The organism is Ancylobacter crimeensis, assembly GCF_023016805.1.
Lineage (GTDB): Bacteria > Pseudomonadota > Alphaproteobacteria > Rhizobiales > Xanthobacteraceae > Ancylobacter > Ancylobacter crimeensis.
In genome coordinates this window covers 137,839-164,108 of sequence record NZ_JALKCH010000008.1, presented here as the reverse complement: position 1 = coordinate 164,108, position 26,270 = coordinate 137,839, and the positions used below count along the sequence as shown (strand labels likewise).

Below are 26,270 nucleotides of genomic sequence, written 5' to 3'. Positions count from 1 at the left end.
CGGCCCTCTGCCCATCGGCTTAAGGGACATGGTTGAGACTTCCTTCGCCGTCCGAACCGACCCGGAAAGCCGCGTCATGCTTGCCGATTCCTTGCCGGCACGGGGCCGCCGCGTATCGCCGCGCTACCCCTTCCCCGTCATCGCGGCCGCAGCGCAGCGGAGAGCCGGGATCGTGGAGCGCCGGGATCCCGGCTCTCCGCTGCGCCCATGGAACGGCACGGCAGCAGGTGCCCGGGAGCCGGGATGATCCCGGCCCTTCCGTTCGCTTCTCGCCGGGGGACGGTGGGCGCACGGGCTCCTCCTTTCCTCCCCGGCGCTTGCGCCGCACCAGATGCACGGCACGGCTGCGCGCATTCGGCTTGCATGTGGGTGTGCGCCCGCTTAACTCCGAAAGATGGCAGATGAAATCAAGACGGGCCCGCGCTCCGGCGCAACTTCCGGCGCCGGTCCCGGCGCGGCCGACGCGCGGCCCTACCCCCGAACGGACGATACCGACCTCATCGCCGACCCCGCCATCGCGGCGCGCCATCTCGCAGATGCGGCGGTCGCCGGCGGAGCGGTGGCGGTCGCGATGTTTCGCGGCGGTATCCGGTCGTGGTCGAAGGACAACAACTCGCCCGTCACCGAAGCCGACCTTGCGGTCGACGCCATGCTGCGCGAGCGCCTCACCGGCCTCGCCCCCGATTATGGCTGGCTCTCCGAGGAAACGGCGGACAATCCCGAGCGTCTCGGCCGCAGGCGGCTCTGGATCGTCGATCCGATCGACGGCACGCGCTCCTACATGGCGGGGCGGCCCGACTGGTGCGTCGCGGTCGCCCTGGTCGAGGACGGGCGGCCCATCGCCGGCGCGCTCTATGCCCCGGTGACCGACGAGCTGTTCATCGCGTTTGCCGGCGGCGGCGCTACCCGCAACGGCCTGCCGATCGCGGCCGGCACCCGGCAGGAGCTGGCCGGAGCCCGGCTCGACGCGCCGCCGCCGCTGTTCGACCGGGTGCAGGCGGTCGCGCCCGTCGCGCGTGGCGAGCGGGTGCATTCGCTGGCGCTGCGCAATGCGCGGGTCGCGACCGGCGAGCTCGACGCCGCGCTGGCCTCGCCCAATGCGAATGACTGGGACCTTGCCGCCGCGGACCTTTTGGTGCACGAAGCGGGCGGGCTGCTCACGACGCTCTCCGGCAACAGGCTCGTCTACAATGCGTCCGTGCCGCGGCACGGCGCCCTGGTGTCCGCGGGCGCTTCGCTGCACCCCTCCGTGCTGGACGCGGCACGGCGCGGGACCTCATGATGGCGATGTGCGACGTGGCCAAGGGACGAGTTGGCCGAGGGACGACATGACAATGTGTGATCCGGCGATCGGGACGGAACGATGAGCGCGAAAACCAATCCCCAGCTTCTGCATCTGGTCTTCGGCGGCGAGCTGGAATCGCTGGACGGCGTGACCTTCCGCGACATCCAGGATCTCGACATCGTGGGCATCTACCCCAATTACGCCACCGCCCACGCCGCCTGGAAGGCCAAGGCCCAGCAGAGCGTGGACAACGCGCATATGCGCTATTTCGTCGTGCACCTGCACCGCCTGCTCGACCCGGAAACCGGCGTCTCGACCGGCGCCGCGAACTGACGGCCGGCTCTTCGCATGTGGCGTCGCCTGCGTACCTCGCCGACCGTGCGGTCCCTGCTCGGCCGGACGATGGCTTCCTATCTGCGTTTCGTCTGGCGCACCAACCGCGTGGTGATGGAGCCGGCCGATCTGTATGAGCTGGCCGACGCCCAGCTGCCGATGATCCTCACCTTCTGGCACGGGCAGCATTTCCTCACGCCGTTCCTGGTGAAGCCGCACCATCGCGCCAAGGTCATGATCTCGCGCAGCTCCGACGCCGACGTGAACGCCATCGCCGCGCAGGCGCTCGGCATCGGCACCATACGCGGCTCGGGCGCGGCGGGGCGCGACTTCCGGGTGAAGGGCGGCTTCAGCGCGACGGTGGAGATGATCCGCAGTCTGGAGGACGGCTGCAATGTCGCCATGACCGCCGACGTGCCGAAGATCTCGCGCATCGCCGGGCTCGGCGTCGTCACCATCGCCAAGCATTCCGGCCGGCCGATCTATCCGGTGGCGATTGCCACCTCGAACCGCATCCTCGCGAAAAGCTGGGACCGCGCCGCGATTCATTTGCCTTTCGGCAAGGCGGCGGTGGTGGCCGGCGACGGCGTGCTGGTGGCGCCCGACGCCGATACCGCGACGCTGGAGGCCGCCCGGCAGGAATTGCAGCGCCAGCTCGATCTCATCACCGCACGAGCCGAGGAACTGGTGGGGCGCAAGGCTCCTCCGCCGCGACCCCGCGTGCCCGCCCCTGCCGGCTCCACCGATGACTAGGCGACCGACCACGCTGCCCTTGCGGCTCTACCGGCTCGGCATGCAGCTCGCCACGCCCTTCGCGAAGGCGCTGCTGCGTCCGCGCATCCGGCGCGGCAAGGAGGATCCGACGCGCCTGCCCGAGCGCTTCGGCCTTGCCTCCCGCGCCCGCCCGTCCGGGCAACTCGTCTGGGTGCACGGGGCCAGCGTCGGCGAGATGATCGCGGTGCTGCCGCTGATCGATCGCCTCAGGGCGCGCGATTTCGAAGTGCTGCTCACCACCGGCACCGTGACCTCGGCGAAACTCGCCGCCGACCGGCTGCCGCCGGGCGTGATCCACCAGTTCGTTCCACTGGACGCTCCGCGCTTCCTTACCCGCTTTCTCGGCCACTGGCGGCCCGACCTCGTGGTTCTGGTCGAATCCGAGATCTGGCCGAACCTGCTGCTCGAGGTCAGCGAGCGGCGCACCCCGCTCTTCATGGTCAATGCGCGGATGTCGGCGCGCTCTTTCGCCCGCTGGCAGCGCACAGCGCGCAGTGTGAAAAGCCTGCTGCGCCGCGTCGACCTCTGCCTCGCGCAGGGGCGCGACGATGCCGAGCGCCTCGCCCGGCTCGGCGCGCCGCGGGTCTCGGTGACCGGAAACCTCAAATTCGACGCCCCGCCTCCGCCCGTGGCTGACAGGACGCTGGAGGCGCTGAAGGCGGCGCTCGCCGGGCGCGAGGTGTTCCTCGCCTGCTCGACCCATGCCGGCGAGGAGGACGCGGTGATCGCCGCCCATGCCGCCCTCAAGACACGCATCCCCGACCTCATCACCCTCATCGCTCCACGCCATCCCGAGCGCGGCATGGAGGTGCTGCGGCTCGCCACCGGCACCGGCCATCCGGCCGTGCTGCGCAGCGGCGGCTACCTGCCGGACCGCGGCACCGACATCTATGTCGCCGACACCATCGGCGAGCTCGGCCTGTTCTACCGGCTGGCGCGGCTCGCCTTTCTCGGCGGCTCGCTCATCCGCCATGGCGGCCAAAACCCGATCGAGCCGATCAAGCTGGGCTGTGCCATCCTGCACGGCCCGCACGTCATGAACTTCGCCGAGATCTATAGCCGGCTGGACCAGAGCTACGGCGCCGAGGCGGTGACGGACGCCGACAGCCTGGCGAAAGCGGCCTATGCTCTGATCACCGACGAGGCCCGCCGCCTTCGCACGGTGAAGGCCGGGCAGGCCACCGTGGCCGCGCTCGGCGGGGCGCTGGAGCGGACCATGGCAGCGCTCGATCCCTATCTGGTGCAGATCCGCCTGGAAAAGCACACATTGAAGGACCGGGAGTCCACCCGGTAGAGCGTTGTCGGACACCGCTCAAGCCATCTGAATCCGGACCGGCCGCGGACGACGGCAGGCCGGGCGCAGGCCCAGCCCAACGCCGCAGCGCGGGTGAAACGATGCAGGCACCGCCCTTCTGGTGGCACCCCCGGCCCACTCTCGCGGCGAACCTGCTGCGCCCCCTCGGCGCGCTCTATGGCGCGGTGGCGGAGCGGCGGCTCGGCCATCCCGGCCATGCCCCGCAGGTGCCCGTCATCTGCCTCGGCAACCCCACGGTGGGCGGCGCCGGCAAGACGCCGTCCGCCCTCATGCTCGCCCGCCGGCTGCAAGGGCTGGGCAGGCATCCGGTCTTCCTCACGCGCGGCTATGGCGGGCGGCTGCCGGGGCCGCTGCTCGTCACCCCGCGCGGCATCGCGGCCGATCTCGGCGACGAGCCGCTGCTGCTCGCCCGCCTCGCGCCCACCGTCGTCGCCCGCGACCGCGTCGCCGGCGCGGGGCTCGCTCTCCAGGCCGGGGCGGATGTCATCGTGATGGATGACGGCTTCCAGAACCCCGCGCTCGAGAAGCGCCTGTCGATCCTCGTCCTCGACGCTGCGGTCGGCATCGGCAACGGCCTGTGCCTTCCGGCCGGCCCGATGCGCGCGCCGCTCGCCCCGCAGCTCGCGCGGGCGCAGGCACTGCTGCTGGTGGGAGACGGAACCGCAGGGGACGAGGTGGCACGCCACGGCCGCGCGAAGGGGCTCGCCGTGCTGCGCGGACGGCTCGCGCCGGACGCCGAGGCCGCGAGCCGGCTGATCGGGCGCAGGGTGCTTGCCTTCGCCGGCATCGGCCGGCCGGACAAGTTCTTCGCGACCCTGCGCGGCATCGGCGCGCTCGCGGTGCGGACGCAGCCTTTCCCGGACCATCACGCCTTCCGTGCGGCGGAAGCCGGCGACCTGCTGCACCGCGCGCAGGCGGAGGACCTCACGCTGGTCACGACGGAGAAGGATGCGGTGCGGCTGACCGGCACCCCGGCGGGCGACATCCTCGCCCCGCATCTGGAGGTTCTGCCGGTGCGCCTCGTCCTGGAGCCGGAGAGTGCGGAAACGCTCGACACCCTCATCGCCCGCGCGCTCGCCTGAGGGCCGCCGGACGGCTCAGCGGCGAACGCGGTCCGGGTGGAGGCGGGTCAGCACCGCCTGCGGCGTGGCATAGGCTTCCTGCAGATCGACGCTCCAGTAGCGCAGTTCCTCCAGCGGGATCGGCTGGCCGGTAACGGCGCAACGCACGAAGGTGCCGGGCCGCACGATGCGGAAATCGCCGTCCAGATAGCGGATCTCGGCCTCGCCGGTTGCGGGCGGGAAACGTTCGAAGCGGTTCATGCCGCACTCATCCTTGTCATCGGTCGATGGTCAATATGGGCGGCGCGCACCGCCGCCACAAGCGCACCCTTCAGCGCCCGCCCTATTCGAACAGGTTCGTTTGCGCCGGAGGCTCCTCGCCCTCCCGGGTCCGGCGCGGGCCGCGGCGGGGGGTGGGGGCGCGGCGCCGGCCGGGATCGGGCGGAACGCTCTCCGGCAACGGCTCCCCGGCGATCGCCCCGACGCTGCCATCGGCGAATTGCAGGGCCAGCGCCATGCCGGGCGCCACATCCGCCGCGAGCCGCACCGGCTGGCCGGCGCCGTCGCGCACCAGCGCGAAGCCGCGCGCCAGCACGCCGCGATAGGAAAGCGCGGTGAGAAGCTGCGCCAGCGCATCGAGCCGCCTGCGCCGCGCCTCGCTCTGCTGGGAGGCGCAGCGTCCGAGCCGCTCCGCCAGCGCCGCCAGCCGGTCCTGCCCGCGCGCGATGCGGTTGGCCTGCCCCTGTCGCCCAAGCTCCAGCCGCGCCTCTATGCGGGTCAGGCGCATGCGGTGCGTGCCCGTGCTGCGGGTGAGGCCGCGCGGCAGCCGGTCGCCCAGCGCGGCAACCCGTTCGCGGCGGCGGGCAAGCGCCCCCAGCAGCGTCTGCGGCGAAAACCGCGCCTCGGCCCGGGTGAGGCGCAGCCGATGCGCCCCCGCATTGGCCTTCAGGGCGCGCGGCAGGCGCTGGGCGGCGATGTCGAGCCGCTGGCGCGGCAAGGCGAGCAGCTCTTCCGCCGCCGGCAGATGCCGGGCGAGGTTGCGCAGATCCGAACGGCGACGCTCGGCGGCACGGGCGAACGCGGCGAGCCTCCGGGCATGGAGGCTGCCGACCTCCGCCAGCAATTCGCCGCGTACCGGCACCGCCATCTCGGCCGCGGCGGTCGGGGTCGGGGCGCGGATATCGGCGGCGAAATCGATCAGCGTCACATCGGTCTCGTGGCCGACGGCGGAGATCAGCGGGATCCGGCTCTCGGCGGCGGCGCGCACCACCGCCTCCTCGGAAAAGCCGAGCAGATCTTCCAGCGAGCCGCCGCCGCGCGCCACGATCAGCACGTCCGGGCGCGGCACCGGGCCTCCGGGGGCGATGGCGTTGAAACCGCGGATCGCAGCCGCCACCTCGGCGCCGCTCGTATCGCCCTGCACCCGGACCGGCCACACCAGAACCCGGCGCGGGAAGCGGTCGGACAATCGGTGCAGGATGTCGCGGATCACGGCGCCGGTGGGCGAGGTGACGACCCCGATCACCTGCGGCAGGAAGGGCGGGCGGCGCTTGCGCGTCGCGTCGAACAGGCCCTCTGCAGCGAGGCGGCGCTTCCTTTCCTCCAGCATCGCCATGATGGCGCCGGCGCCGGCGAACTCGATCTGGTCGATGACGATCTGGTAGGACGACTTGCCGGGGAAGGTGGTGATGCGGCCGATGGCGACCACCTCAAGCCCCTCCTCGGGCCGCACCTTCAGCCGCGCCATGGTGCCCTTCCACACCACCGCGTCGAGCCGGGCATTCGCGTCCTTCAGCGAGAAATAGGCGTGGCCGGAGGAGTGGGGGCCGCGATAGCCGGAGATCTCGCCGCGCACCCGCACATGGCCGAAGGCGTCCTCCACCGTGCGCTTGAGCGCACCGGAGAGCTCCGAGACCGACCAGTCGGGAGCGTTGGTGACAGGGGAATCGGGGGTCGCTTTGGCCATGGCTTCTCCATAACGGCATTTGCCGGTGACGGAAATGCGGGCCGGCTGGCGGCAAGATGCCCTTCTGCGGGGAAAACGGCCCTCGGGGCGCCGCTTCGGGCTTGCCATCGCGCCCGCTCTGCTGCCAGCGTCCGGCCATGGCCAGCGCCCTCTCCGCCCCGCCCCGTCCCGACGCCGACACCCCCGACGCCCGCAAGGGTCAGGAAGGGAAGGACGAGACGCGCGTCTCGCCGATGATGGCGCAATATATCGAGATAAAGACCGCCAACCCGGACAGCCTGCTGTTCTACCGGATGGGCGATTTCTACGAGCTGTTCTTTGCCGACGCCGAAGCCGCCTCGCGCACGCTCGGCATCGTGCTGACCAAGCGCGGCAAGCACCAGGGCGCCGACATCCCGATGTGCGGGGTGCCGGTGGAACGGGCCGAGGAATATCTCCACAAGCTCATCGCCGCCGGCCACCGGGTCGCGGTGTGCGAACAGCTGGAAGATCCCGCCGAAGCCCGCAAGCGCGGCAGCAAGAGCGTGGTGCGCCGCGACGTCACGCGCCTCGTCACCCCCGGCACCCTGACCGAGGACTCTCTTCTCGACGCCCGCCGCGAGAACGTGCTGGCGAGCCTCGCCCGTGCCAAGAGCGGCGAGGACGGCGCCGGCGACGGCTATGCCTATGCACTTGCCTTCTGCGACATCTCCACCGGCACCTTCCGCGTCTCCGAAACCGACCCCGCCCGGCTTGCCGCCGACCTCGCCCGCATCGAGCCCGCCGAACTGCTGGTGCCGGACGCGATCTATGACGAGCCGGCCTTCCGCGAACTGTGGCGCACGCTGCCCGCGGTGACCCCGTTGCCGAAGGAGAGCTTCGACGGCGCCACCGCCGAGCGGCGCATCGCCGGCTTCTTCCAGGTGGCGACGCTGGACGCCTTCGGCGCCTTCTCGCGCCCGGAACTCGCCGCGGCGGGCGCCATCGTCGCCTATGTGGAGCGCACCCAGCTCGGCAACCGCCCCCCGCTCGCCCCGCCGGTGCGCGAGAGCGGCGGCGCCGCCATGGTCATCGACCCGGCGACGCGGGCGAACCTTGAAATCCTGCGCACCACCTCCGGCGAGCGGGCGGGCAGCCTGCTCGCGGCGGTGGACCGCACCGTGACCTCCGCCGGCGCCCGGCTGCTGGCACGCCGGCTCGCCGAGCCGCTGACCGCGCCCGCCGCCATCGCTGGCCGCCTCGATTCGGTCGAGCACCTCGCCGACCGCCCGGCCCTGCGCGACGCCCTGCGCGAGCGGCTCGCCGGCGCGCCGGACCTTGCCCGCGCTCTCGCCCGCATCGCGCTGAATCGCTCGGGCCCGCGCGACCTTGCCGCCATCGGCCGCGGATTGATGGAGGGCGCGGCGATCGCCGCCATGATCGCCGCCGAGGGCGCACCCGAGGAGCTGATGGAAGCCGCCCGCGACCTCGCCGCCCCGCCGCCCGCCTTGCCGGCGACGCTTCTCGCCGCGCTCGCCGACGAATTGCCGCCCTACCGGCGCGATGGCGGCTTCGTGCGGGCCGGCTTCGACGCCGACCTCGACGCCACCCGCGCCCTGCGCGACGAGAGCCGGCGCGTGGTGGCGGCTCTGGAGCGGCGCTATGTCGAGGAGAGCGGCATCCGGACCCTCAAGATCCGGCACAATGCGGTTCTGGGCTATTTCGTCGAAGTCTCCGCCCAGCACGCCGACAAGCTGCGCGAGCCGCCCTTCGCGAGCGTCTTCGTGCATCGCCAGACCATGGCGGGGGCCGTGCGCTTCTCCTCCGTGGAGCTGGGCGAACTGGAGGCCAAGATCGCCAGCGCCGGCGAACGGGCGCTGGCTCTGGAGCAGACGATCTTCGACCGGCTGGCGAGCGAGGTGCTGGCCGGCGCCGATCATGTCCGCGCCTGCGCCGCCGCGCTGGCGGTGATCGACGTCGCGAGCGGCCTCGCCCGGCTCGCGGTGGAGGAGAACCATGTCCGCCCCGAGGTGGATGACGGGCTCGACTTCTCGATTCTGGGCGGCCGCCACCCGGTGGTCGAGCAGGCGCTGCGCCGGGATCCGCTCGCCTCCGGCGGCCCCTTCATCGCCAATGATTGCGACCTCTCGCCTCCCGCGCGGGCCAAGGCGGGACGCATCTGGCTGGTCACCGGCCCCAACATGGCGGGCAAATCGACCTTCCTGCGCCAGAACGCGCTCATCGCCATCCTCGCTCAGGCCGGCTGCTTCGTGCCCGCGGCCTCCGCGCGGATCGGCATCGTCGACCGGCTGTTCTCGCGCGTCGGTGCGGCGGACGACCTGGCACGCGGGCGCTCGACCTTCATGGTGGAGATGGTCGAGACCGCCGCCATCCTCAACCAGGCGACCCGCCGCTCGCTCGTCATCCTCGACGAGATCGGCCGCGGCACCGCGACCTTCGACGGCCTCTCCATCGCCTGGGCCAGTCTCGAGCATCTGCACGAGACGAATGCCTGCCGCGGCCTGTTCGCCACCCATTTCCACGAGCTCACCGCGCTCGCCCAGCGCCTCAAGCGCCTCGTCAACGCGACGGTGAAGGTGAAGGAGTGGGACGGCGAGGTGATCTTCCTGCACGAGGTGGTGCCGGGGGCGGCGGACCGTTCCTACGGCATCCAGGTCGCCAAGCTCGCCGGCCTGCCGGCGGCGGTGGTGGAACGCGCCCGCGCGGTGCTGACGGAACTGGAAAGCGCCGACCGCGCCGCCCCGACCCAGCGCATTCTCGACGACCTGCCGCTCTTCGCCAGCCTGAACCGGGCCCCGCCCGCCGCGCCGGCGGCAAGCGCCGACCCGGTGGCGGAAGCGGTGAAGGCCGCGCTCACCGGCATCGACCCCGACGAACTCACCCCCCGCGAGGCGCTGGAGGCGCTGTACCGGCTGAAGGGGCTGGCGAAGGGGGGTGAAGGTAGAGCCGGACCTTGTCATTTGCTGACCTGAAGACAGCCCCTATATTCGTCCAGAATTCCGGATCAATACGAGGCTTGCCATGCAGCGCGTCGAAGCGGAGATGGCCGTCAGCGTCTCCGAACTGAAGAAGAACCCCACCGCCATCGTCGAGGGCGCGCGCGGCGGTTCGGTCGCGATCCTCAACCACAACCGGGTCATGGCCTATATGGTCCCTGCCGAGACCTATGAGGCGATGATGGACGCGCTCGACGACCAGTCCCTCATCGAGATCGCCCGAGCGCGGGCCGGCGAGACGACGGTGCAGGTAAAGCTCGATGAGCTATAGCCTCGCATTCCTGCCCTCCGCGCTTAAGGAATGGGAGAAGCTCGGCGCCACCTTGCGCGCGCAGTTCAAGAAAAAGCTCGCCGAGCGGCTGGAACACCCCCGCGTCGAGGCCGACGCCCTGCGCGGCATGGCCGATCATTACAAGATCAAGCTCCGCGCGGCGGGCTATCGGCTGGTCTACCGGGTGGAGGACACGACGATCACGGTCGTGGTGGTGGCGGTGGGCAAGCGCGAACGCGGCGAGGTGTATGAGGCAGCGAAGCGGCGGTGAGTTTTATGAATTCACAAACGGGAAAGACCCCGTTGGTCCCAGCAAAGCCTAAGCTAAGTAAGGCTCCATCCACGCAATCCCCATAATCCACAAATACTAGAAATGGTGGTTACGTCGACTACTCGTGACTAACACTTGGCGTAGCTCTGAGAGTCGCTTCTTCTATCGTCAGGATGCAAAAAGGGCTGCCCGGAGCTTGCACCTCCGAACAGCCCTGCGTCCGAGCCCACATGGAACCTGGTCGGACCGTGGGCGGCGTGCGCCATTGGACAACCGGACTATGCGTCCGGAGCGATTCGCGCGTCAAGGTCCGACCATGAGTCAATGTCGATTCAGGTGGACTATGCTTAAGCACAAAACTGGTGAGAAATGCCCTGCCAGCGGCGTCTGGAAGGTCGATGACCTTTACGACACCACCACGGCACCGATTGCCAAGGACAACACATTCCCGCCCTATAAAGGCAAAGCGGTCTACTGGGTCCTCATCCAGTACGCCTGACAGCCGAACAAAACGGGGCGGCCCATGGCCGCCCCGATCCGTCTCACGCCTGGCTCGCCGCCTTCGTCTTCAGCGCCGCCTGCGCCGCGGCGAGGCGGGCGATGGGGACGCGGAAGGGCGAGCAGGACACATAGTCCAGCCCCACTTCATGGCAGAACGCCACCGAGGCCGGGTCGCCACCATGCTCGCCACAGATGCCGAGCTTGATGTTCGGGCGCGTCTTGCGGCCGCGCTCGGTGGCGATCTTCACCAGTTCGCCGACGCCCTCCACGTCGATCGACACGAAGGGGTCGACCTCCATGATGCCCTTGGACACATAGGGGCCGAGGAAGGTGCCGGCGTCGTCACGCGAGATGCCGTAGGTGGTCTGGGTCAGGTCGTTGGTGCCATAGGAGAAGAACTCCGCCGTCTCGGCGATCTCGTCCGCCTTCAGCGCCGCGCGCGGCAGCTCGATCATGGTGCCGACCTGATAGGTCAGCCTGGCGCCCGTTTCTTCCTCCACCTTCTTCGCGGTGGCGTCGATGACCTCTTTCACCAGGTCGAATTCGCGCTTGCCGGTAATGAGAGGCACCATCACCTCCGGCACCACCGGCTTGCCGGTGCTCTTCTCCGCGGCCACCGCGGCCTCGAAGATGGCGCGGGCCTGCATCTCGGCGATCTCCGGGAAGGCGATGGCGAGACGGCAGCCGCGGAAGCCGAGCATTGGGTTGAACTCGTCGAACTCCTTCTTCCGCGCCGCCAGCTTCTGCGGCGAGACGCCGAGCGCCTCGGCCACTTCCGCGATCTCGGCCTCGGTGTGCGGCAGGAACTCGTGCAGCGGCGGATCGAGCAGGCGGATCGTGACCGGCAGGCCGTCCATGATCTCGAACAGCTCGACGAAATCCTGACGCTGGAAGGGCAGCAGCTTGGCGAGAGCCGTGCGCCGGCCGGCCTCGTCGTCGGCGAGGATCATCTCGCGCACCGACTTGATGCGCCCGGCATCGAAGAACATGTGCTCGGTGCGGGAAAGGCCGATGCCTTCGGCGCCGAAGCTCTTGGCGGTGCGGGCATCGAGCGGGGTCTCGGCATTGGCGCGCACTTTCAGCTTGCGCACCGCGTCCGCCCAGCCCATCAGCGTGCCGAACTCGCCGGAAAGCTCCGGCTGCAGCATCGGCACGGCCCCGGCGATCACCTGTCCGGTGCCGCCGTCGATGGTGAGGATGTCGCCCTTTCTCAGCGTGACGCCGCCCGAGGTGATGGTGCCGTTGGCATAATCCACCCGGATGGTGCCGGCGCCGCACACGCAGGGCTTGCCCATGCCGCGCGCCACCACGGCGGCGTGCGAGGTCATGCCGCCGCGGGTGGTGAGGATCCCTTCCGCAGCGTGCATGCCGTGGATGTCCTCCGGCGAGGTCTCGATGCGCACCAGGATGACCTTGCGGCCCTGGGTCTTGGCGAGCTCCGCCTCGTCGGCCGAGAATACCATCTCGCCCGAGGCGGCGCCCGGCGAGGCCGGCAGGCCCGAGCCGATGACGGCCTTGTCTGCCTTGGGATCGAGCATCGGGTGCAGAAGCTGGTCGAGTGCGGCAGGGTCGACGCGGGCGATCGCCTCTTCTTTCGTGATCACGCCGTCATGCGCCATCTCCACCGCGATGCGCAGCGCGGCCTTGGCGGTGCGCTTGCCGGAGCGGGTCTGCAGCATCCACAGCTTGCCGCGCTCCACGGTGAATTCGAGGTCCTGCATGTCCCGATAGTGCCCTTCCAGCACGCCGGCGATGCGCTGGAACTCGGTGAAGACCTCGGGAAGCGCGGTCTCCATGGAGGGCTTGTTCGAGCCCGCGGCGATGCGCGCGGTCTCGGTGATGTTCTGCGGGGTGCGGATGCCTGCCACCACGTCCTCGCCCTGCGCGTTGATCAGGAACTCGCCATAGAGCGCGTTCTCGCCGGTGGAGGGGTTGCGGGTGAAGGCAACGCCGGTGGCCGAGGTGTCGCCCATATTCCCGAACACCATGGCCTGCACGTTCACCGCGGTGCCCCAGCTCTCGGGGATCGCGTGGAGGCGGCGATAGACGATGGCGCGCTGGTTCATCCAGGAGGAGAACACCGCCCCGATGGCGCCCCAGAGCTGGTCGTGCGGATCCTGCGGGAAGGGGGCGCCGAGCTCGTGCAGGACGAGGTCCTTGTACTTGCCGACGATCACCTTCCAGTCCGCGGCAGAGAGGTCGGTGTCGAGAGTGTAGCCCTTCTCTTCCTTGAAGGCGTCCAGCACCTCCTCGAAATGGTGGTGCGGGAAGTCGAGCACCACGTTCGAATACATCTGGATGAAGCGGCGATAGCTGTCATAGGCGAAGCGGGCATCGCCCGAGGCCTCGGCCACCGCGTCCACGGTGCCGTCGTTGAGGCCGAGGTTCAGCACGGTGTCCATCATGCCCGGCATCGAGGCCCGCGCCCCGGAACGCACCGAGACGAGCTGCGGGTTCGCCGGATCGCCGAAGGTGCGGCCGGTCAGCGCGGCGATGTGCGCCAGCGCCGCCTCCACCTGCCCCTTCAGCTCGGCCGGATAGGTCTTGCCGTGGGCGTAATACCAGGTGCACACCTCGGTTGAGATGGTGAAGCCCGGCGGCACCGGCAGCCCGAGATTGGACATCTCGGCGAGATTGGCGCCCTTGCCGCCCAGCAGGTTGCGCATCTCGGCAGCGCCTTCCGCCTTGCCGTCGCCGAAGGTGTAGACCCATTTCGTCATGTGGTGCGAATCCGTATCGAGGAAATGATGAACATCGGCCCGTGCAATGGAAAATTGCTCAGGACCGGAAGTCACGTCAAAACAATGCGCTACCGCTCCCGCGGCAGCATGATCCCGATCGCTTTTCCAAGACTGTCTCTAGCCCGTCGTCTCCGCTGTCGCAATTCGTCTTTTGCAGTGCGGCATACTGTGCTGGATTGAAGAGGGCGGCCGAATTGGTCACCTTCCTGCCGGCCGGGTTTACGCACACAAGAGGGCTTGGACATGACGGAAACGACGACACTGGCCGCCTGGGCGCCGCGCATTCTCAGCGTGCTGCGCATCGCGGCGGGCCTGCTGCTGCTGCAGCATGGCTGCACCAAGATCCTGGGCTTTCCCACCACCCAGATGACGGGGGTGAGCCTCTCCTCCATGCCCGGCCTCGCCGGCATCATCGAGCTGGTCGGCGGCATCCTGCTGGTGCTCGGCCTGTTCACGCGGCCGGCGGCCTTCCTCGTGTCGGGCATGACAGCGGTGGCCTATTTCATGGTCCACGCACCCCAGAGCTTCTTCCCGATCATCAATGGCGGCGAACTGGCCGCGCTCTACTGCTTCGTGTTCTTCTACATCTTCTTCGCCGGCCCGGGCCCATGGAGCGTGGACGCGGCGATGCGGCGCTGAGGCGCCTCGGCGGAATCGCTGCGATTCCTGTCCCGATCGGCGTTGCTGCCGGCATCGGGGCGGGTTTCCGACGGTTCGCTCCCGGCCGGACGGACGGCAGACGCGCATGAGGCGGCGGACCACATACGCCGCCTCAGCGGCGACGCGCCGGCGCGTTCCGCTGGCGGCAGACCCTTTCGGACCTTACAGGTGCATCCCGCCCATATGGCCCATGAGGCCGACCACACCGATGAAGATCAGATAGATCGCGACGATGAAATTCAGCAGCCGCGGCATCAGCAGGATGAGGATGCCGGCGATCAGCGCCACGATGGGCTGCAAGGTGATGACGTCGATCTGCATGGGAAGCTCCGCTCTGGCGCCGGCCACGGAGAGCGAAAAGGCCGGCCGGCGACATAACAGCCGGAGGTAGCCGACGGTTCCCGTCCATGCCGGCACCCCTTGCAGGAAGCGGCAGGACGCGACTTCATCCGGCGATCGCGACATGCTGCGCCGCATGCGCAGGATGCCGGGCGGATGCCGGGCGCCCGCCTGCCGGCCGTGCGGCCGAACCATCCCGCGCCAATACGCCGCACCTTGCGCGCGGCACGTCATGCTGCACCGCAGGATCCACGCGAGGTCCGCGCAGATCCGTCAATCTGCGTCAGCCCTCGATTCGCTCAAAATCGGCGATGGCGCGGGTCACCCGGCGGATCGCCGCCAGCAAGGCGAGACGGTTGGCGCGCAGCGCGGGGGCGCCCGCATTCACCGTCACCTTCTCGAAGAAGGCATCGACCGGGGCGCGCAGCGCCGCGATCGCTGCCAGCGCGCCCTCGAAATCCTCGGCCGCGAGCCGTGCCGCGATCACCGGTTCGGCATCGGCCATCGCCGCGCCCAGCGCACGCTCCTCCGCCTCGACGAACAGCGCCGGGTCCGGCGCGCCGTCATGGGAAACGCCGTCCTTCTTCTCCTCGATGCGCAGGATGTTGGCGGCCCGCTTGGTGCCCGCCAGCAGGTTCTTGCCGTCCTCCGTGCCGAGGAAGCGCGACAGCGCCTCCACGCGCTTCACCACCAGCAGCAGGTCGTCCTGATCCGGCAAGGCGAACACCGCGTCCACCAGATCGTGCCGCGCTCCGCTCTCGCGCAGATGCACCTTCAGCCGGTCGCCGAAGAAGGCCAGCAAGTCCGCGGTCGCCTCGGACGCGAAGGCCGTGCCGCGGGCCTTAACCTCCTCCTGCGCCTGCTCATAGGTGATGCCGCGCGTGCCGACCGCGATGGTCTCGATCAGCCGGCGTTCAAAGCTGAGGTCGAGCACGGTGTCGAGGCTGTCGCCGGTACGGCGGCGCTCGGCGGTCACCGAGAGGCCGGCGCCGAAGCGCCCGGCCAGCAGCTCCGCCAGCGGCAGCCGTAGCCCGTTCTCCAGCACCATGCGGATGACGCCGAGCGCGGCGCGGCGTAGCGCGAAGGGGTCCTTGGAGCCGGTCGGCTTCTCGTCGATCGCCCAGAAGCCCACCAGCGTGTCGATCTTGTCGGCCAGCGCCACCGCCAACGAAACCGGCGCGGTCGGCACCGTGTCGGTCGGGCCCTGCGGCTTGTAGTGCTCCTCGGCAGCGGCGGCGATCTCTTCCGGCAGGCCTTCGAGGCGGGCGTAATAGCGCCCCATCAGGCCCTGCACCTCGGGAAACTCGCCGACCACTTCGGTGCGCAGGTCGGATTTCGCATAGAGCGCGGCCTGCTCGGCCAGCGCCAGGTCGGCGCCGACCACGGGCGCCAGCGCCCGGGCCAGCTCGGCGATGCGCTGGATGCGGTCATATTGCGAGCCGAGCTTCTCGTGGAAGGTCACATTGCGGAACTTCTCCAGCCGCTCGGCCAGCGGCACGCTCGCATTGGTGCGGCGGTCGGTGTCCCAGAAGAACTTGGCGTCGGAGAGCCGGGCGCGGATCACCCGCTCATTGCCGGCAACGATGGCGGCGCCGCCATCGGTGGCTTCCAGATTCGACACGAGGACGAAGCGGTTGGCGAGCCGGCCGGTGGCTGGGTCCTTCAGCACGAAGCACTTCTGGTTGGCGCGGATGGTGGCGCGGATCACCTCGTCGGGCACGTCGAGGAAGCTCGCGTCGAACGCGCCCATCAGAACCACCGGCCATTCCACGAGGCCGGCGATCTCGTCGAGAAGGCCGGCATCCTCGACCAGCTCCAGCCCCTGCGCCAATGCGAGATCCTTGGCGTCGGCGAGGACGATGTCCTTGCGCCGCTCGCGATCGGCCACGACCTTGGCCGCCTCCAGCTTGGTCAGCCAGTCGTCGAGCCGGCGCACCCGGATGTCGCCTTCGCTGAGGAAGCGGTGGCCGCGGGTCACGTCGCCCGAAGCCAGCCCGTCGACGTCGAAGCGAACTACTTCCGGCTCCTCGGTCTCCGGGCCGAAGGTGCACAGGATGGAGCGCAGCGGGCGCACCCAGCGCAGCGCGCCGGGCTTCGCCGAGGCCTTGCCCCAGCGCATCGACTTCGGCCACGGGAAGCTGCGGATGATCTCCGGCAGCACCTCGGCGATCACTTCCGGCGTCGGCCGGCCATGCTTGTGGATGCGGGCGACATAGAACTCGCCCTTCTTCGGGTCGCTCTCGACGCTCGCCTGATCGAGCGAGGCCAACCCCGCCGCCTTGAGAAATCCGTCGATCGCCGCCTGCGGGGCGCCGACGCGCGGGCCCTTGCGCTCCTCATGCCGGTCCGGCTGCGCCGCCGGCAGGCCATGCACCGCCAGCGCCAGCCGGCGCGGGGTGACGAAGGCCTTCGCCCCTTCATAGACCAGCCCGCGCTCGACCAGCGCATCGGTGACGAGCTTGCGGATCGCCTCCGCCGCCCCCGGCTGCATCCGGGCGGGAATTTCTTCGCAGAACAGTTCGAGGAGGAGATCGGGCATGGGACGGGTTTTCCGTGCGCGGCGGCGGGCGAGGCGATGCGCGCCGTCTAGCACGCAGCGCCGCGCCCTGTCACGGCACCGGCCCCATCCCGACGGCGCTCAGGGTGCCGGGCGGTCGAGCGCGACGTCGGCATACCAGGCCTCGCGCTCGCCCGCGATCATCCGCGCGAGGAGGCGCGAGGCGAGGAAGGAGAAGGTGATGCCGTTGCCGCCATAGCCATAGGCGGCATAGATGTGCGGATTGTCCGGCACCTCGCCGATCAGCGGCAGGCCGTCGCTGGTGCGCGAGAACGCCCCGGACCAGACCAGCTCGGCCCGCGCCAGAGCCTCCGGCCGCAGCCCGGCCAATCCATCGAGGAGCGCGCGGACCTTGTCCGGCGCGAGGGCAAGACGCTGCTCGCGGTCGGCATGGCCGTCCTCGTCCTCGCCGCCGATGACGATGCGCCCGCCGACGGTCGAGCGGGCATAGAGATAGGTTTCGCAGGCTTCCCAGACCAGCGGCTCGCCCGGCCACACCCCGCCCGGCGGCTGCGGCGGCGTGGCGAGCGCCCAGCTCGCACCGGTGCTCTGGAGATCGGAGCGGACGATATCCGGCATCACATAGCCGGTGGCCAGTACCACGGCCTTCGCCTCGATCTCGTGGCCGTCCACAAGGCCGATCCGCGCACCGCTTCTGTGGCTCTCATAGGCGACCGCCTCGCCGGCGAAGATGCGCGCCCCGTGCGCCGCCGCCGCCGCCAGCAGTCCGTGGGCGAGCAGGAGCGGGTCGGCATCGGCCGAATCCCCGGAGAGGATCGCGCCCTCACGGGCGATGCCGAAGGTGGAGAACAGCGTCGCCGCGTCGAGATAGGTGCCGGGCAGCCCGGCGCGCTGGCGGGCCGCATGCTCGGCCCGCAACTGCGCGGCGCCGATATCCTGCGCCGCGAGATAGAGCGAGGTTCGCGCACGAAGACCGCAGGCGATGCCGCGCTCGCGGACCAGCCCGGCCAGTCCCGCCACCGCCGCGTGGCTGCGGCGATAGAGCGTCGCGGCGCGTTCGAAGCCATAGAGGTCGGCAAGCTCGACGAGGCGCCGGTCGATCTCCCACAACAGCATCGCGGTGGAGGCGACCGTACTGCCGAAGCCCGGACGCTCCCTATCGACCACGACGACGCGCTGGCCGAGAGAGGCGAGATGCTCGGCGATGAAGGCACCGCTGATTCCCGCGCCGATCACCGCCACGTCGCAGGACAGGCTGTCCTTCAGCGCCGGCAGGGCGGGCACGGCACCTGCGCTCCAGGGCGGCGCGCCTTCGCGCAGATCCTGCTGCTCGGTGGTTTCGGCGTCGAACATAAGCGGGCTCTCGTTGCGGGAGGTGTAGCGAGAACCCGCAAGGGGAGCGTTGGTTTCAGCGTTGCGGTGGCGCCCGCCAGTGGCGCCCGCGACCCCGTCTGCGCGGATCAGGCCGCACTGGCGCCGCAAGGCGCGCCCGCCCCGCCCGCGGCGGTGGCGAGCCAGGCGGCGCCGCAGGCCTTCGCCAGTTCGCGCACCCGCAGGATGTAGCTCTGCCGCTCGGTCACCGAGATGACGCCGCGGGCATCGAGCAGGTTGAACACGTGGCTCGCCTTGATGCACTGGTCATAGGCCGGCTGCGCCATCAGGTGGCGGGTGCGGTCGGCGTTCCAGCCGGCTTCCAGATACTGCGCCGCCGCCTTCTCGGCCATGCGGAACTGCTCCAGAAGCATGCTCGTGTCGGCGTGCTCGAAATTGTGCCGCGAATATTCCTGCTCGGCCTGCAGGAAGACGTCGCCATAGCTGACCTTGTCCTCGCCCTCGCGGCCGTTGAAATTGAGATCGTAGACGTTCTCGACCCCCTGCACATACATCGCGAGGCGCTCCAGCCCATAGGTCAGCTCGCCCGCCACCGGGGCGCATTCGAAGCCGGCCACCTGCTGGAAATAGGTGAATTGCGAGACTTCCATCCCGTCGCACCAGCACTCCCAGCCGAGGCCCCAGGCGCCGAGCGTCGGGCTCTCCCAGTCGTCCTCGACGAAGCGCACATCGTGCAGCTTCAGGTCGATGCCGATGGCGTCCAGCGAGGCGAGGTAGAGTTCCTGAAGGTCCGGCGGCGAGGGCTTCAGGATGACCTGATACTGGTAATAATGCTGCAGGCGGTTGGGGTTCTCCCCATAGCGCCCGTCCTTCGGCCGGCGCGAGGGCTGCACATAGGCCGCCTTCCACGGCAGCGGACCGAGCGCGCGCAGCGTGGTCGCCGGATGGAAGGTGCCGGCACCGACCTCCATGTCATAGGGCTGCAGGATGACGCAGCCCTTGTCCGCCCAGAAGCGCTGGAGCGCGAGGATGAGCCCCTGGAAGGAACGGTCGGGGCGCATGTGCGACGGGAGCGTGGGATCGATCATGGAGAGCCGGACGGTTGGAAGGACGGTGGAGGCGCCACCTGAAGACAGGTCGTATCCAGAGCGGTTTCTGGAATTTTCCGATATCTGTGAGGGACGCATAGGGAAAAATCCCGTGCGCAGCAACCTTGTCTTTCCACATCCCGCGATGGTCGAGGCCCGCCTGCCCATCCACGCCGCTCCCGCCCGCCCGGTCGAAGATGTGGATGCCCGGCCTGCGCCGGACATGACCCCGCTCAGGGCAATGCTGCCAACGTTCTCACCGGGTACTCCGCGCGATCCCGGCTCTCCGGCGGCCTGCGACCCTCACAGCAGCCGCTCGATCTCCGCCTTCAGCGCTTCCGGCTTCGTGGTCGGGGCATAGCGATCCACCACCTTGCCGTCGCGGTCGATCAGGAACTTGGTGAAGTTCCACTTGATCGCCTCACTGCCGAGCAGGCCGGGCGCCTCGCTTTTCAGCCAAACGTAAAGCGGGGCGGTGTTCTCCCCGTTCACATCGATCTTGGCGAACATGGGGAAGGTGACGTCATAGGTCAGCTTGCAGAAGCTGGCGATCTCCTGCGCGTCGCCCGGCTCCTGCCCGCCGAACTGGTTGCAGGGAAAGCCCAGCACCACCAGCCCCCGCTCGCCATAGGCCCGCCACAGCGCCTCCAGCCCCTCATATTGCGGGGTGAAGCCGCATTTACTGGCGGTGTTCACGATCAGCAGCACCTTGCCGCGATACTCCGCGAGCGGCACGTCCCGGCCGGCAAGGTCGGGCACGGTGAAATCGGTGAGGTTGGACATCGGCGAATCCGGGAACGGGGAAGGGCGCGTGGATCATGCCCGAGGCGGGGCGGATTTGGGAGGGCGCGATCTCCCGGCCGCTTCCGCCGTCATCCCGGACGGACGGAAGAGCGATCCGGGATCGCACGCGCATGCGGCGGACAAGCCCGGCTCCGCGCTGCGCTCCAGCCGGGATGACGGCTGAGGAAGGTAGGTGGAAAGCGGGCCGGCAACGGGTCTTTGCCGCCACGCCGGTCGAAGACCTGTCTGGCGACCGCAGGTGTGGGTGCGGAAGGCGTCGTCGCCTGTGCTCTCGATGCCATTGCCCGGACAGACCGCAAGGGCCGGGATGACGGCCGGAGGGCGCCACGGGAAAGCGGATCGGCAAGATGTCGTTCCCGCCCACTGCAGCACCCCATCTCACATCATGCCGGCCAGCCCGGGAATGGCGGCATCCAGGCGCGCAAAGGCGACCGGGACGGGCGGAGCGGCAAGAGACCGTGCCAGGAGGACGCCCCGACGAGAGTCATTCACCGTTTCACGGAATCGATGAATAGCTCCAACCTATTGAGTGGTCGTATTTTCTTCACGCGAACCGGCATCCACTTCGCGCGAAAATAATCGAGGCACCCGGAACAGACCCGCCCCCCTTCTCACCCCGCCTCGGCGAGGTGCCGGCGCGTCGGGTCGGGCATCGGCACGGCGGCGATCAGCTCGCGCGTATAGGCCTCGTGCGGGGCCTCGAAGATGGCGCGGCGCGTGCCGTATTCCACCAGGCGGCCGGCGCGCATCACCGCGACCTCGTGGCTCATCTTCTCGATCACCGCCATGTCGTGGGAGATGAAGAGATAGGCGAGGCCCATCGTCTCCTGCAATTCCAGCATCAGGTCGAGCACCCGCGCGCGCACCGAAACGTCGAGCGCGGCGACGCTCTCGTCGGCCACGATCAGCTTCGGCTCCAGCGCCAGCGCGCGGGCGATGCAGATGCGCTGGCGCTGCCCGCCGGAGAATTCGTGCGGATAGCGCGTGGCGTGGTCCGCCGTGAGCCCGACCCGCCTCAAGAGCGCAGCGACCCGCTCCCGGCGCTCGGCCCGGTTCCCGATGCCGTGGATCACCAGCGGCTCGGCGATGGCGGCGCCCACCGACATGCGCGGGTCGAGCGAGGCATAGGGATCCTGGAAGATCATCTGCGCGGCCCGGCGCAGCGGGCGCATGGCGCGGGGCGAGAGACCGGCGATCGCGGTGCCGTCCAGCACCACCTCGCCGGTGAAGGGAATGAGCCCGAGCGCCGCCTTGCCGGTGGTGGACTTGCCCGAGCCCGATTCGCCGACGAGGCCGAGCGTGCGGCCACGCTTCAGCGCGAAGGAAACGCCTTCGACGGCGCGCTGCGCCTCGCCCCTCCGGCCGAACAGGTTGCGCGCCCCGCCATAGGAGACGGAGAGGTTGTGCACGGACAGCACCGTCTCCTCGCCCGCCTCGTTCTCCCCGCCGGTTTCGAACCGGGTCGGCAGGGGGGTGACGCGCGGCGGTCCGTCGGTGCCGGCGCGGGCGCCGAGCCGGGGCACGGCGGCCAGCAATTCGCGGGTATAGGCCTCGCGCGGAGCGGTGAAGAGCGGCACGACGTCGGCCTGCTCGACGATGCGGCCGGCCTTCATCACCGCCACCCGGTCGGCCATCTCCGCCACCACGCCCATATCGTGGGTGATGAGGATGATCGAGGTGCCGAACTCGCCCTTCAATTCACGCATCAGCTTCAGGATCTGCGCCTGCACCGTCACGTCGAGCGCGGTGGTGGGCTCGTCGGCGATCAGAACCTTGGGCCGGCAGGACAGCGCCATGGCGATCATCACCCGCTGGCGCATGCCGCCCGAAAGCTCGTGCGGATATTGCCCGAGCCGCCGCGCCGGATCGCTGATATGTACCGCCTCGAGCATCGCCCGCGCGCGCGCCAGCGCGTCCTCCGCGCCCTGATGGACGCGGATCGCCTCGGTGAGCTGGTCGCGGATCGTCATCACCGGGTTGAGCGAGGTCATCGGCTCCTGGAAGATCATGCCGATCTCCCCGCCGCGCAGCCGGCGCATCGCCCGTTCCGGCAGGCCGACGAGGTCGCGCCCGTCCAGCCGGATCGCGCCGCCGGTCACCCTCAGCGACGCTTTCGGCAGCAGCCCCATGATGGCGAGCGAGGTGACCGACTTGCCCGAGCCGGATTCGCCGGCGAGGCACAACGTCTCGCCGGGCCGGAGCGCGAAGCTCACATCCTCCAGCACCCGCGACAGCCCGGCGGGGGTGCGCGCATCCACGGTGAGATGCGCGACCTCGAGAACGGGCGCAGGCAGGGCGAGGGCGGGGGTCGGACGCGGCGTCAGGGTCACGAGAACACGATCCGCGGGAAGTAGAAGGAGACGACCCAGTTCGGCATGTCGACGATCTCGCTGATGCGCAGATCGCCGCACACCGAGCAGAGCATGTAGGCGTCCACCGGGTTGAGGCCGTGCTCGGCGGCGAGCAGGTCCACCATCCGGGCCACCGCCTCGCGGGCGCCGGTCATCAGGTCGGGGCCGATGCCGGTGGTCACCTCATAGCCGGCGGCATCGAGATGGCGGGTCACCGGGCTGGGGGTGGTGAAGCGCGGGCTGGCGAGCTTCGCGTCCTTCACCAGTTCGAGGGTCGCCTCGACATCCATCCGGCTCTCGATCGCGGTGCCGCACACCTCGCCGTCGCCCTGCGCGGCGTGGGTGTCGCCGATGGAGAACAGCGCGCCCTCCACCTCCACGGGGAGATAGAGCGTCACGCCCTCGGACAGGTCGCGGATGTCGAGATTGCCGCCCACCCGGCGCGGCGGCACGATGGAGTGCAGTCCCGGCTCGGCCGGGGCGACGCCGATGGTGCCGGCGAAGGGCTTCAGGGGCACCCGGCCGCCCGGCCCGTACAGCGCGGGAACGCTCGCCGACGTGTCGTAGCTCCACACATGCAGCGCCGGCTCAAGGAACTGGTCGGCCAGCAGGCCGAAGCCGGGAATGTTCGCGGTCCAGCCGATGCCGGAGGGCACGAAGCGGCGGATCGTCACCTTCAGCGCGTCGCCCGGCTCGGCGCCCTCGACGAAGACGGGTCCGGTCACCGGGTTGATCTTGCCGAAGTCGAGCGTCTTCACGTCCTCGACCGTCGAGCCCGCGCCGAGCTGGCCGGCGGAGGAATCCGCGCATTCGAAATGGATCGTCGCGCCGGGCTTCGCCGTCAGGGCGGGCGGGAAATCGCGATTCCAGCCGAAATGCTGGGACGCGCGGTGGATGGTGTGATGGCAGGCGACGCACATGGCCGGCACCTCGGTTTCGGAAGCGGGAACGCGGCCCGGCGGGGCCGCGTTGCGGGGGCGCGGGGGAAGAACGATGCGGTCATCCCGGCCGGCGCGCGGAGCACAGCCGGGATGACGGGAATGAAGGCCTTACTTCACGAAGATCGCGTCGTAATTGATGACGCGGGTGGGATCGACATAGATCTCCGCCGGCCCGCCCATGCGCTTCGACTTCGCCACGATGCGGCGCTCGTTGAACACCGGAATCCACGGCGCGTCGGCCATGATGTCGGTGAAGACCTTGCCCCAGGCCGCCTCGCGCTCCTTCACCTTCGCGGGGTCGGACATCGAATCGGCCGCGACCGCGCGCGCCTGCAAATCCTTGTTGCAGTACCAGGACCAGTTCCAGCCGCCCGCCACCGCGCCGGCGCAGCCGAGGATGGGGCCGTAGAAGTTGGACGGATCCGGGAAGTCGGCGATCCACGCCATGCCGCCCGACCAGATCATCGGGGCCTCGCCCTCGGTGCCGCCGGCGGCGATGACGTTGGCCTGCGCCAGCGCCTTGATCTCCGCCTTCACGCCGATCGCGGCGAGATCCTGCTGGATCGCCTGCGCGATACGCGGCTGCGGATCGGTGTTGGTGGAATAGAGCACGGTGGAGAAGCCGTCCGGCAGGCCCGCTTCCTTCAGCAGTTCCTTGGCCTTGGCCGGATCGTAGGCATAGCCCTTGAAGTCCTTGTCATAGCCCGGCATCAGCGGCGGCAGCGGCTGGTTGGCCGGGGTCGCGCGGCCGTTGACGATGCGCACGATGCGATCCTTGTTGATCGCCATGTTCAGCGCCTGGCGCACCTTCACATTGTCGAGCGGCTTGATCTTCGTGTTCAGCGTCACATAGCCGGTGTGGAGCTGCTCGCCGTCCACGATCATGCCCGCCGCGTCCGGCGACTTGGTCATTTCGAGGAACTTGGCCGGGGGCACGCCGTCGCCGGCGATGTCGACCTCGCCCTTCTGCAGGCGCAGCACCGCCACCAGCGGCTCCTGCCCGATCTCGACGGTGAAGCTGTCGATGAAGGGCACGCCCTTCTGGAAATAGTCCTTGTTCTTCACGAAGGAGAGCTTCTGCCCGATCACCCAGTCCTTGAGGATGAAGGTGCCGGAGCCAACCGGCTTCTTGCCGAAATCGGCGCCCTCGGCCTCCACCACTTCCTTCGGCACCACCGAGGCGAAGTTGATCGCGAGGACGTGCAGGAAGGTGGCGTCGGGGCGGGAGAGCTTGAAGGTCACGCTGTCGGCGTCGGTGGTGATGCCCGACAGGCCGTCCGCCTTGCCGGCGCTGAACTCATCGAAGCCCTCGATGGCGCCGAAGAAGCCGGCTCCGGGGCCCTGGGTCTTCGGGTTCACCGCGCGCTCGATGGAATATTTCACGTCCGCCGGCACGACCTCGCGGCCATTCGAGAATTTTACGCCCTTGTGCAGCTTGAACACATAGGTCAGCCCGTCCGGGGAGACGGTGAAGCTCTCGGCCAGCGAGGGCACCAGATTCGGCGTGCCGGGCGTGTAGTCCATCAGCCGCGAGAACAGGCTCTTGATCATCGACCAGTTCTGCCAGTCATAGCCGATGGCCGGGTCGAGGGTGGCGATGTCGTCCTTGTAGGTGACGACGATGTCGCCGCCGGGCGTCTGCGCCATGGCAGGGGCCACGAAGCCGGGCGCCAGCACGGCCGGGGCGAAGGCGATAGCGACGGCCAGCACCGAGGAACGCAGCAGCCGGCTGCGGCTCAGGGGCAGGGACGGAAGCCGCGACAGGGTCTTCAGCATGCTCAGATACCCTCTGTTCAGTTTGCTTATGGTTCTCGGAAGGCTCAGCCCGCACGGATGCGCGGGTCGATCAGTGGTGCGGTGAGGTCGGCGACGAGGTTGCCGATGACGATGGCGGCGGCGGAGACCAGCGTGACGCCCATGATGATCGGGATGTCCACCTGCTGGATCGCCTGCCAGGCAAGCTGGCCGATCCCCGGCCAGCCATAGACGGCCTCCACCACCACGACGCCGCTCATGAACTGGCCGATGTCGATGCCGATCATGGCGATGGCGGGCAGGATCGCGTTGGGCAGGGCATGGCGCAGCACGATGCGCCGGCGCGACAGGCCCTTGGCGCGAGCGGTGCGCACATAATCCTGGTTGAGCACGTCGATCATGGAGGAGCGCACGATGCGCGCATACCAGCCGGCTCCGAGGATGCCGAGGGTGGCTGCCGGCAGCACGATGTGCGCCGCCGTGCCGTAGCCCGACATCGGGAACCAGCCGAGCGTGGCGGCGAACACGTAGAGCAGCAGCAGCGCCACCAGGAATTGCGGGGTCGAGACGCCGACGAAGGACAGGCTCATGACCAGCCGGTCCACCAGCCCGCCGCGGCGCAGCGCGGCAAGGATGCCGAGGCTGACCCCGATGACCAGCTCCATCGCGATGCCCGCGGCCATCAGCGTCAGCGTCGCCGGCAGGCGGGCGAGGATGAGGGGCGCGACATCGGTCTTCTGGGTGAAGGACCGGCCGAGGTCGCCCTGCAGCAGATTGCCGAGATAGTGCCAGAACTGCACGAGCAGCGGCTGGTCGAGCCCGAGCTGGTGACGGATGTTCGCCACCGTCTGCGCGGTCGCCGACCGCCCGGCCAGCAGCACGGCAGGATCGGCCGGCAGCGCGTAGAGCAGCACGAAGGTGATGGCGGCCACGCCGAGCAGGATGAGCGCGGACTGGACGAGGCGCTTGGCGAGAAGGGCCAGCATGGC

At 69.5% G+C, this 26,270-nt stretch carries 21 protein-coding genes; 9 read left to right on the top strand and 12 right to left on the bottom strand.

What is annotated here, in order from left to right; all coding sequences use genetic code 11:
• The first annotated feature begins 394 nt into the window (after positions 1-394).
• The 5 genes from MWN34_RS13815 to lpxK all read left to right on the top strand — a co-directional run bounded on the left by MWN34_RS13815 (position 395) and on the right by lpxK (position 4,789).
• Entirely contained in the window at positions 395-1,282 is an 888-nt protein-coding gene (locus tag MWN34_RS13815; protein WP_247029879.1) for a 3'(2'),5'-bisphosphate nucleotidase CysQ, read from the top strand.
• A gap of 81 nt (positions 1,283-1,363) precedes the next feature.
• The gene (locus MWN34_RS13810; RefSeq protein ID WP_247029878.1) at positions 1,364-1,618 is read left to right on the top strand and encodes a DUF4170 domain-containing protein; all 255 of its coding nucleotides are present in this window, start codon (positions 1,364-1,366) and stop codon (positions 1,616-1,618) included.
• A gap of 15 nt (positions 1,619-1,633) precedes the next feature.
• Positions 1,634-2,371 (top strand): lysophospholipid acyltransferase family protein, encoded by a 738-nt coding sequence (locus tag MWN34_RS13805; RefSeq protein WP_247029877.1) that lies wholly within the window; start codon positions 1,634-1,636, stop codon positions 2,369-2,371.
• Positions 2,364-3,686 (top strand): 3-deoxy-D-manno-octulosonic acid transferase, encoded by a 1,323-nt coding sequence (locus tag MWN34_RS13800; RefSeq protein WP_247029876.1) that lies wholly within the window; start codon positions 2,364-2,366, stop codon positions 3,684-3,686. Before MWN34_RS13805 ends, MWN34_RS13800 begins: the two co-directional genes overlap by 8 nt.
• A 101-nt stretch (positions 3,687-3,787) precedes the next feature.
• Positions 3,788-4,789, top strand: coding sequence for a tetraacyldisaccharide 4'-kinase (lpxK, locus tag MWN34_RS13795; RefSeq protein WP_247029875.1), 1,002 nt, complete (start codon positions 3,788-3,790; stop codon positions 4,787-4,789).
• Positions 4,790-4,804: 15 nt separating this feature from the next.
• On the opposite strand, the gene MWN34_RS13790 is transcribed toward lpxK, so the two are convergent.
• Together MWN34_RS13790 and xseA are read right to left on the bottom strand one after the other, a co-directional pair.
• Positions 4,805-5,029, bottom strand: a complete 225-nt coding sequence (locus tag MWN34_RS13790) for a DUF2093 domain-containing protein (RefSeq protein ID WP_247029874.1) — start codon at positions 5,027-5,029, stop codon at positions 4,805-4,807.
• Positions 5,030-5,111: 82 nt separating this feature from the next.
• Positions 5,112-6,734: an exodeoxyribonuclease VII large subunit gene (gene xseA, locus MWN34_RS13785; RefSeq protein WP_247029873.1), complete on the bottom strand. Its 1,623-nt coding sequence runs from the start codon at positions 6,732-6,734 to the stop codon at positions 5,112-5,114.
• 137 nt (positions 6,735-6,871) lie between these two features.
• On the opposite strand from xseA, the gene mutS reads away from it, so the two are divergent.
• Genes mutS through MWN34_RS13770 form a run of 3 tightly spaced genes read left to right on the top strand, consistent with a single transcriptional unit; the run spans position 6,872 to position 10,251 of the window.
• Positions 6,872-9,685, top strand: coding sequence for a DNA mismatch repair protein MutS (gene mutS, locus MWN34_RS13780; protein WP_425532113.1), 2,814 nt, complete (start codon positions 6,872-6,874; stop codon positions 9,683-9,685).
• A gap of 49 nt (positions 9,686-9,734) precedes the next feature.
• Entirely contained in the window at positions 9,735-9,980 is a 246-nt protein-coding gene (locus tag MWN34_RS13775; protein ID WP_247029872.1) for a type II toxin-antitoxin system Phd/YefM family antitoxin, read from the top strand.
• Positions 9,970-10,251 carry a type II toxin-antitoxin system RelE family toxin gene (locus MWN34_RS13770; RefSeq protein WP_247029871.1) on the top strand — a complete coding sequence of 94 codons (282 nt, stop codon included), beginning with the start codon at positions 9,970-9,972 and terminating at the stop codon, positions 10,249-10,251. Before MWN34_RS13775 ends, MWN34_RS13770 begins: the two co-directional genes overlap by 11 nt.
• Before the next feature lie 542 nt (positions 10,252-10,793).
• Here MWN34_RS13770 and ppdK read toward each other — a convergent pair.
• Positions 10,794-13,472: a pyruvate, phosphate dikinase gene (gene ppdK, locus MWN34_RS13765; protein WP_247029870.1), complete on the bottom strand. Its 2,679-nt coding sequence runs from the start codon at positions 13,470-13,472 to the stop codon at positions 10,794-10,796.
• 264 nt (positions 13,473-13,736) lie between these two features.
• Between ppdK and MWN34_RS13760 the strand changes: the two genes are divergently transcribed.
• Positions 13,737-14,132, top strand: a complete 396-nt coding sequence (locus MWN34_RS13760; protein WP_247029869.1) for a DoxX family protein — start codon at positions 13,737-13,739, stop codon at positions 14,130-14,132.
• Positions 14,133-14,315: 183 nt separating this feature from the next.
• Here MWN34_RS13760 and MWN34_RS13755 read toward each other — a convergent pair whose 3' ends face one another.
• The 9 genes from MWN34_RS13755 to MWN34_RS13715 all read right to left on the bottom strand — a co-directional run bounded on the left by MWN34_RS13755 (position 14,316) and on the right by MWN34_RS13715 (position 26,267).
• Entirely contained in the window at positions 14,316-14,474 is a 159-nt protein-coding gene (locus MWN34_RS13755) for a DUF3096 domain-containing protein (protein ID WP_247029868.1), read from the bottom strand.
• Positions 14,475-14,775: 301 nt separating this feature from the next.
• A complete protein-coding gene (glyS, locus tag MWN34_RS13750; protein WP_247029867.1) occupies positions 14,776-17,031 on the bottom strand; it encodes a glycine--tRNA ligase subunit beta in 2,256 nt (751 codons plus the stop codon).
• Positions 17,032-17,130: 99 nt separating this feature from the next.
• Complete coding sequence (locus MWN34_RS13745; RefSeq protein ID WP_247029866.1) at positions 17,131-18,363, bottom strand: NAD(P)/FAD-dependent oxidoreductase; 1,233 nt, start codon at positions 18,361-18,363, stop codon at positions 17,131-17,133.
• Positions 18,364-18,470: 107 nt separating this feature from the next.
• A complete protein-coding gene (locus MWN34_RS13740) occupies positions 18,471-19,430 on the bottom strand; it encodes a glycine--tRNA ligase subunit alpha (protein WP_247029865.1) in 960 nt (319 codons plus the stop codon).
• Between the two features lie 303 nt (positions 19,431-19,733).
• The gene (locus tag MWN34_RS13735) at positions 19,734-20,213 is read right to left on the bottom strand and encodes a glutathione peroxidase (protein ID WP_247029864.1); all 480 of its coding nucleotides are present in this window, start codon (positions 20,211-20,213) and stop codon (positions 19,734-19,736) included.
• Positions 20,214-20,845: 632 nt separating this feature from the next.
• A complete protein-coding gene (locus MWN34_RS13730) occupies positions 20,846-22,528 on the bottom strand; it encodes an ABC transporter ATP-binding protein (protein ID WP_425532118.1) in 1,683 nt (560 codons plus the stop codon).
• 32 nt (positions 22,529-22,560) lie between these two features.
• Positions 22,561-23,505, bottom strand: coding sequence for an acetamidase/formamidase family protein (locus tag MWN34_RS13725; protein WP_247029863.1), 945 nt, complete (start codon positions 23,503-23,505; stop codon positions 22,561-22,563).
• A gap of 129 nt (positions 23,506-23,634) precedes the next feature.
• Positions 23,635-25,173: an ABC transporter substrate-binding protein gene (locus MWN34_RS13720; protein ID WP_425532117.1), complete on the bottom strand. Its 1,539-nt coding sequence runs from the start codon at positions 25,171-25,173 to the stop codon at positions 23,635-23,637.
• A 173-nt stretch (positions 25,174-25,346) separates the two neighbouring features.
• Positions 25,347-26,267 (bottom strand): ABC transporter permease, encoded by a 921-nt coding sequence (locus MWN34_RS13715; RefSeq protein WP_247029861.1) that lies wholly within the window; start codon positions 26,265-26,267, stop codon positions 25,347-25,349.
• Positions 26,268-26,270 lie beyond the last annotated feature (3 nt).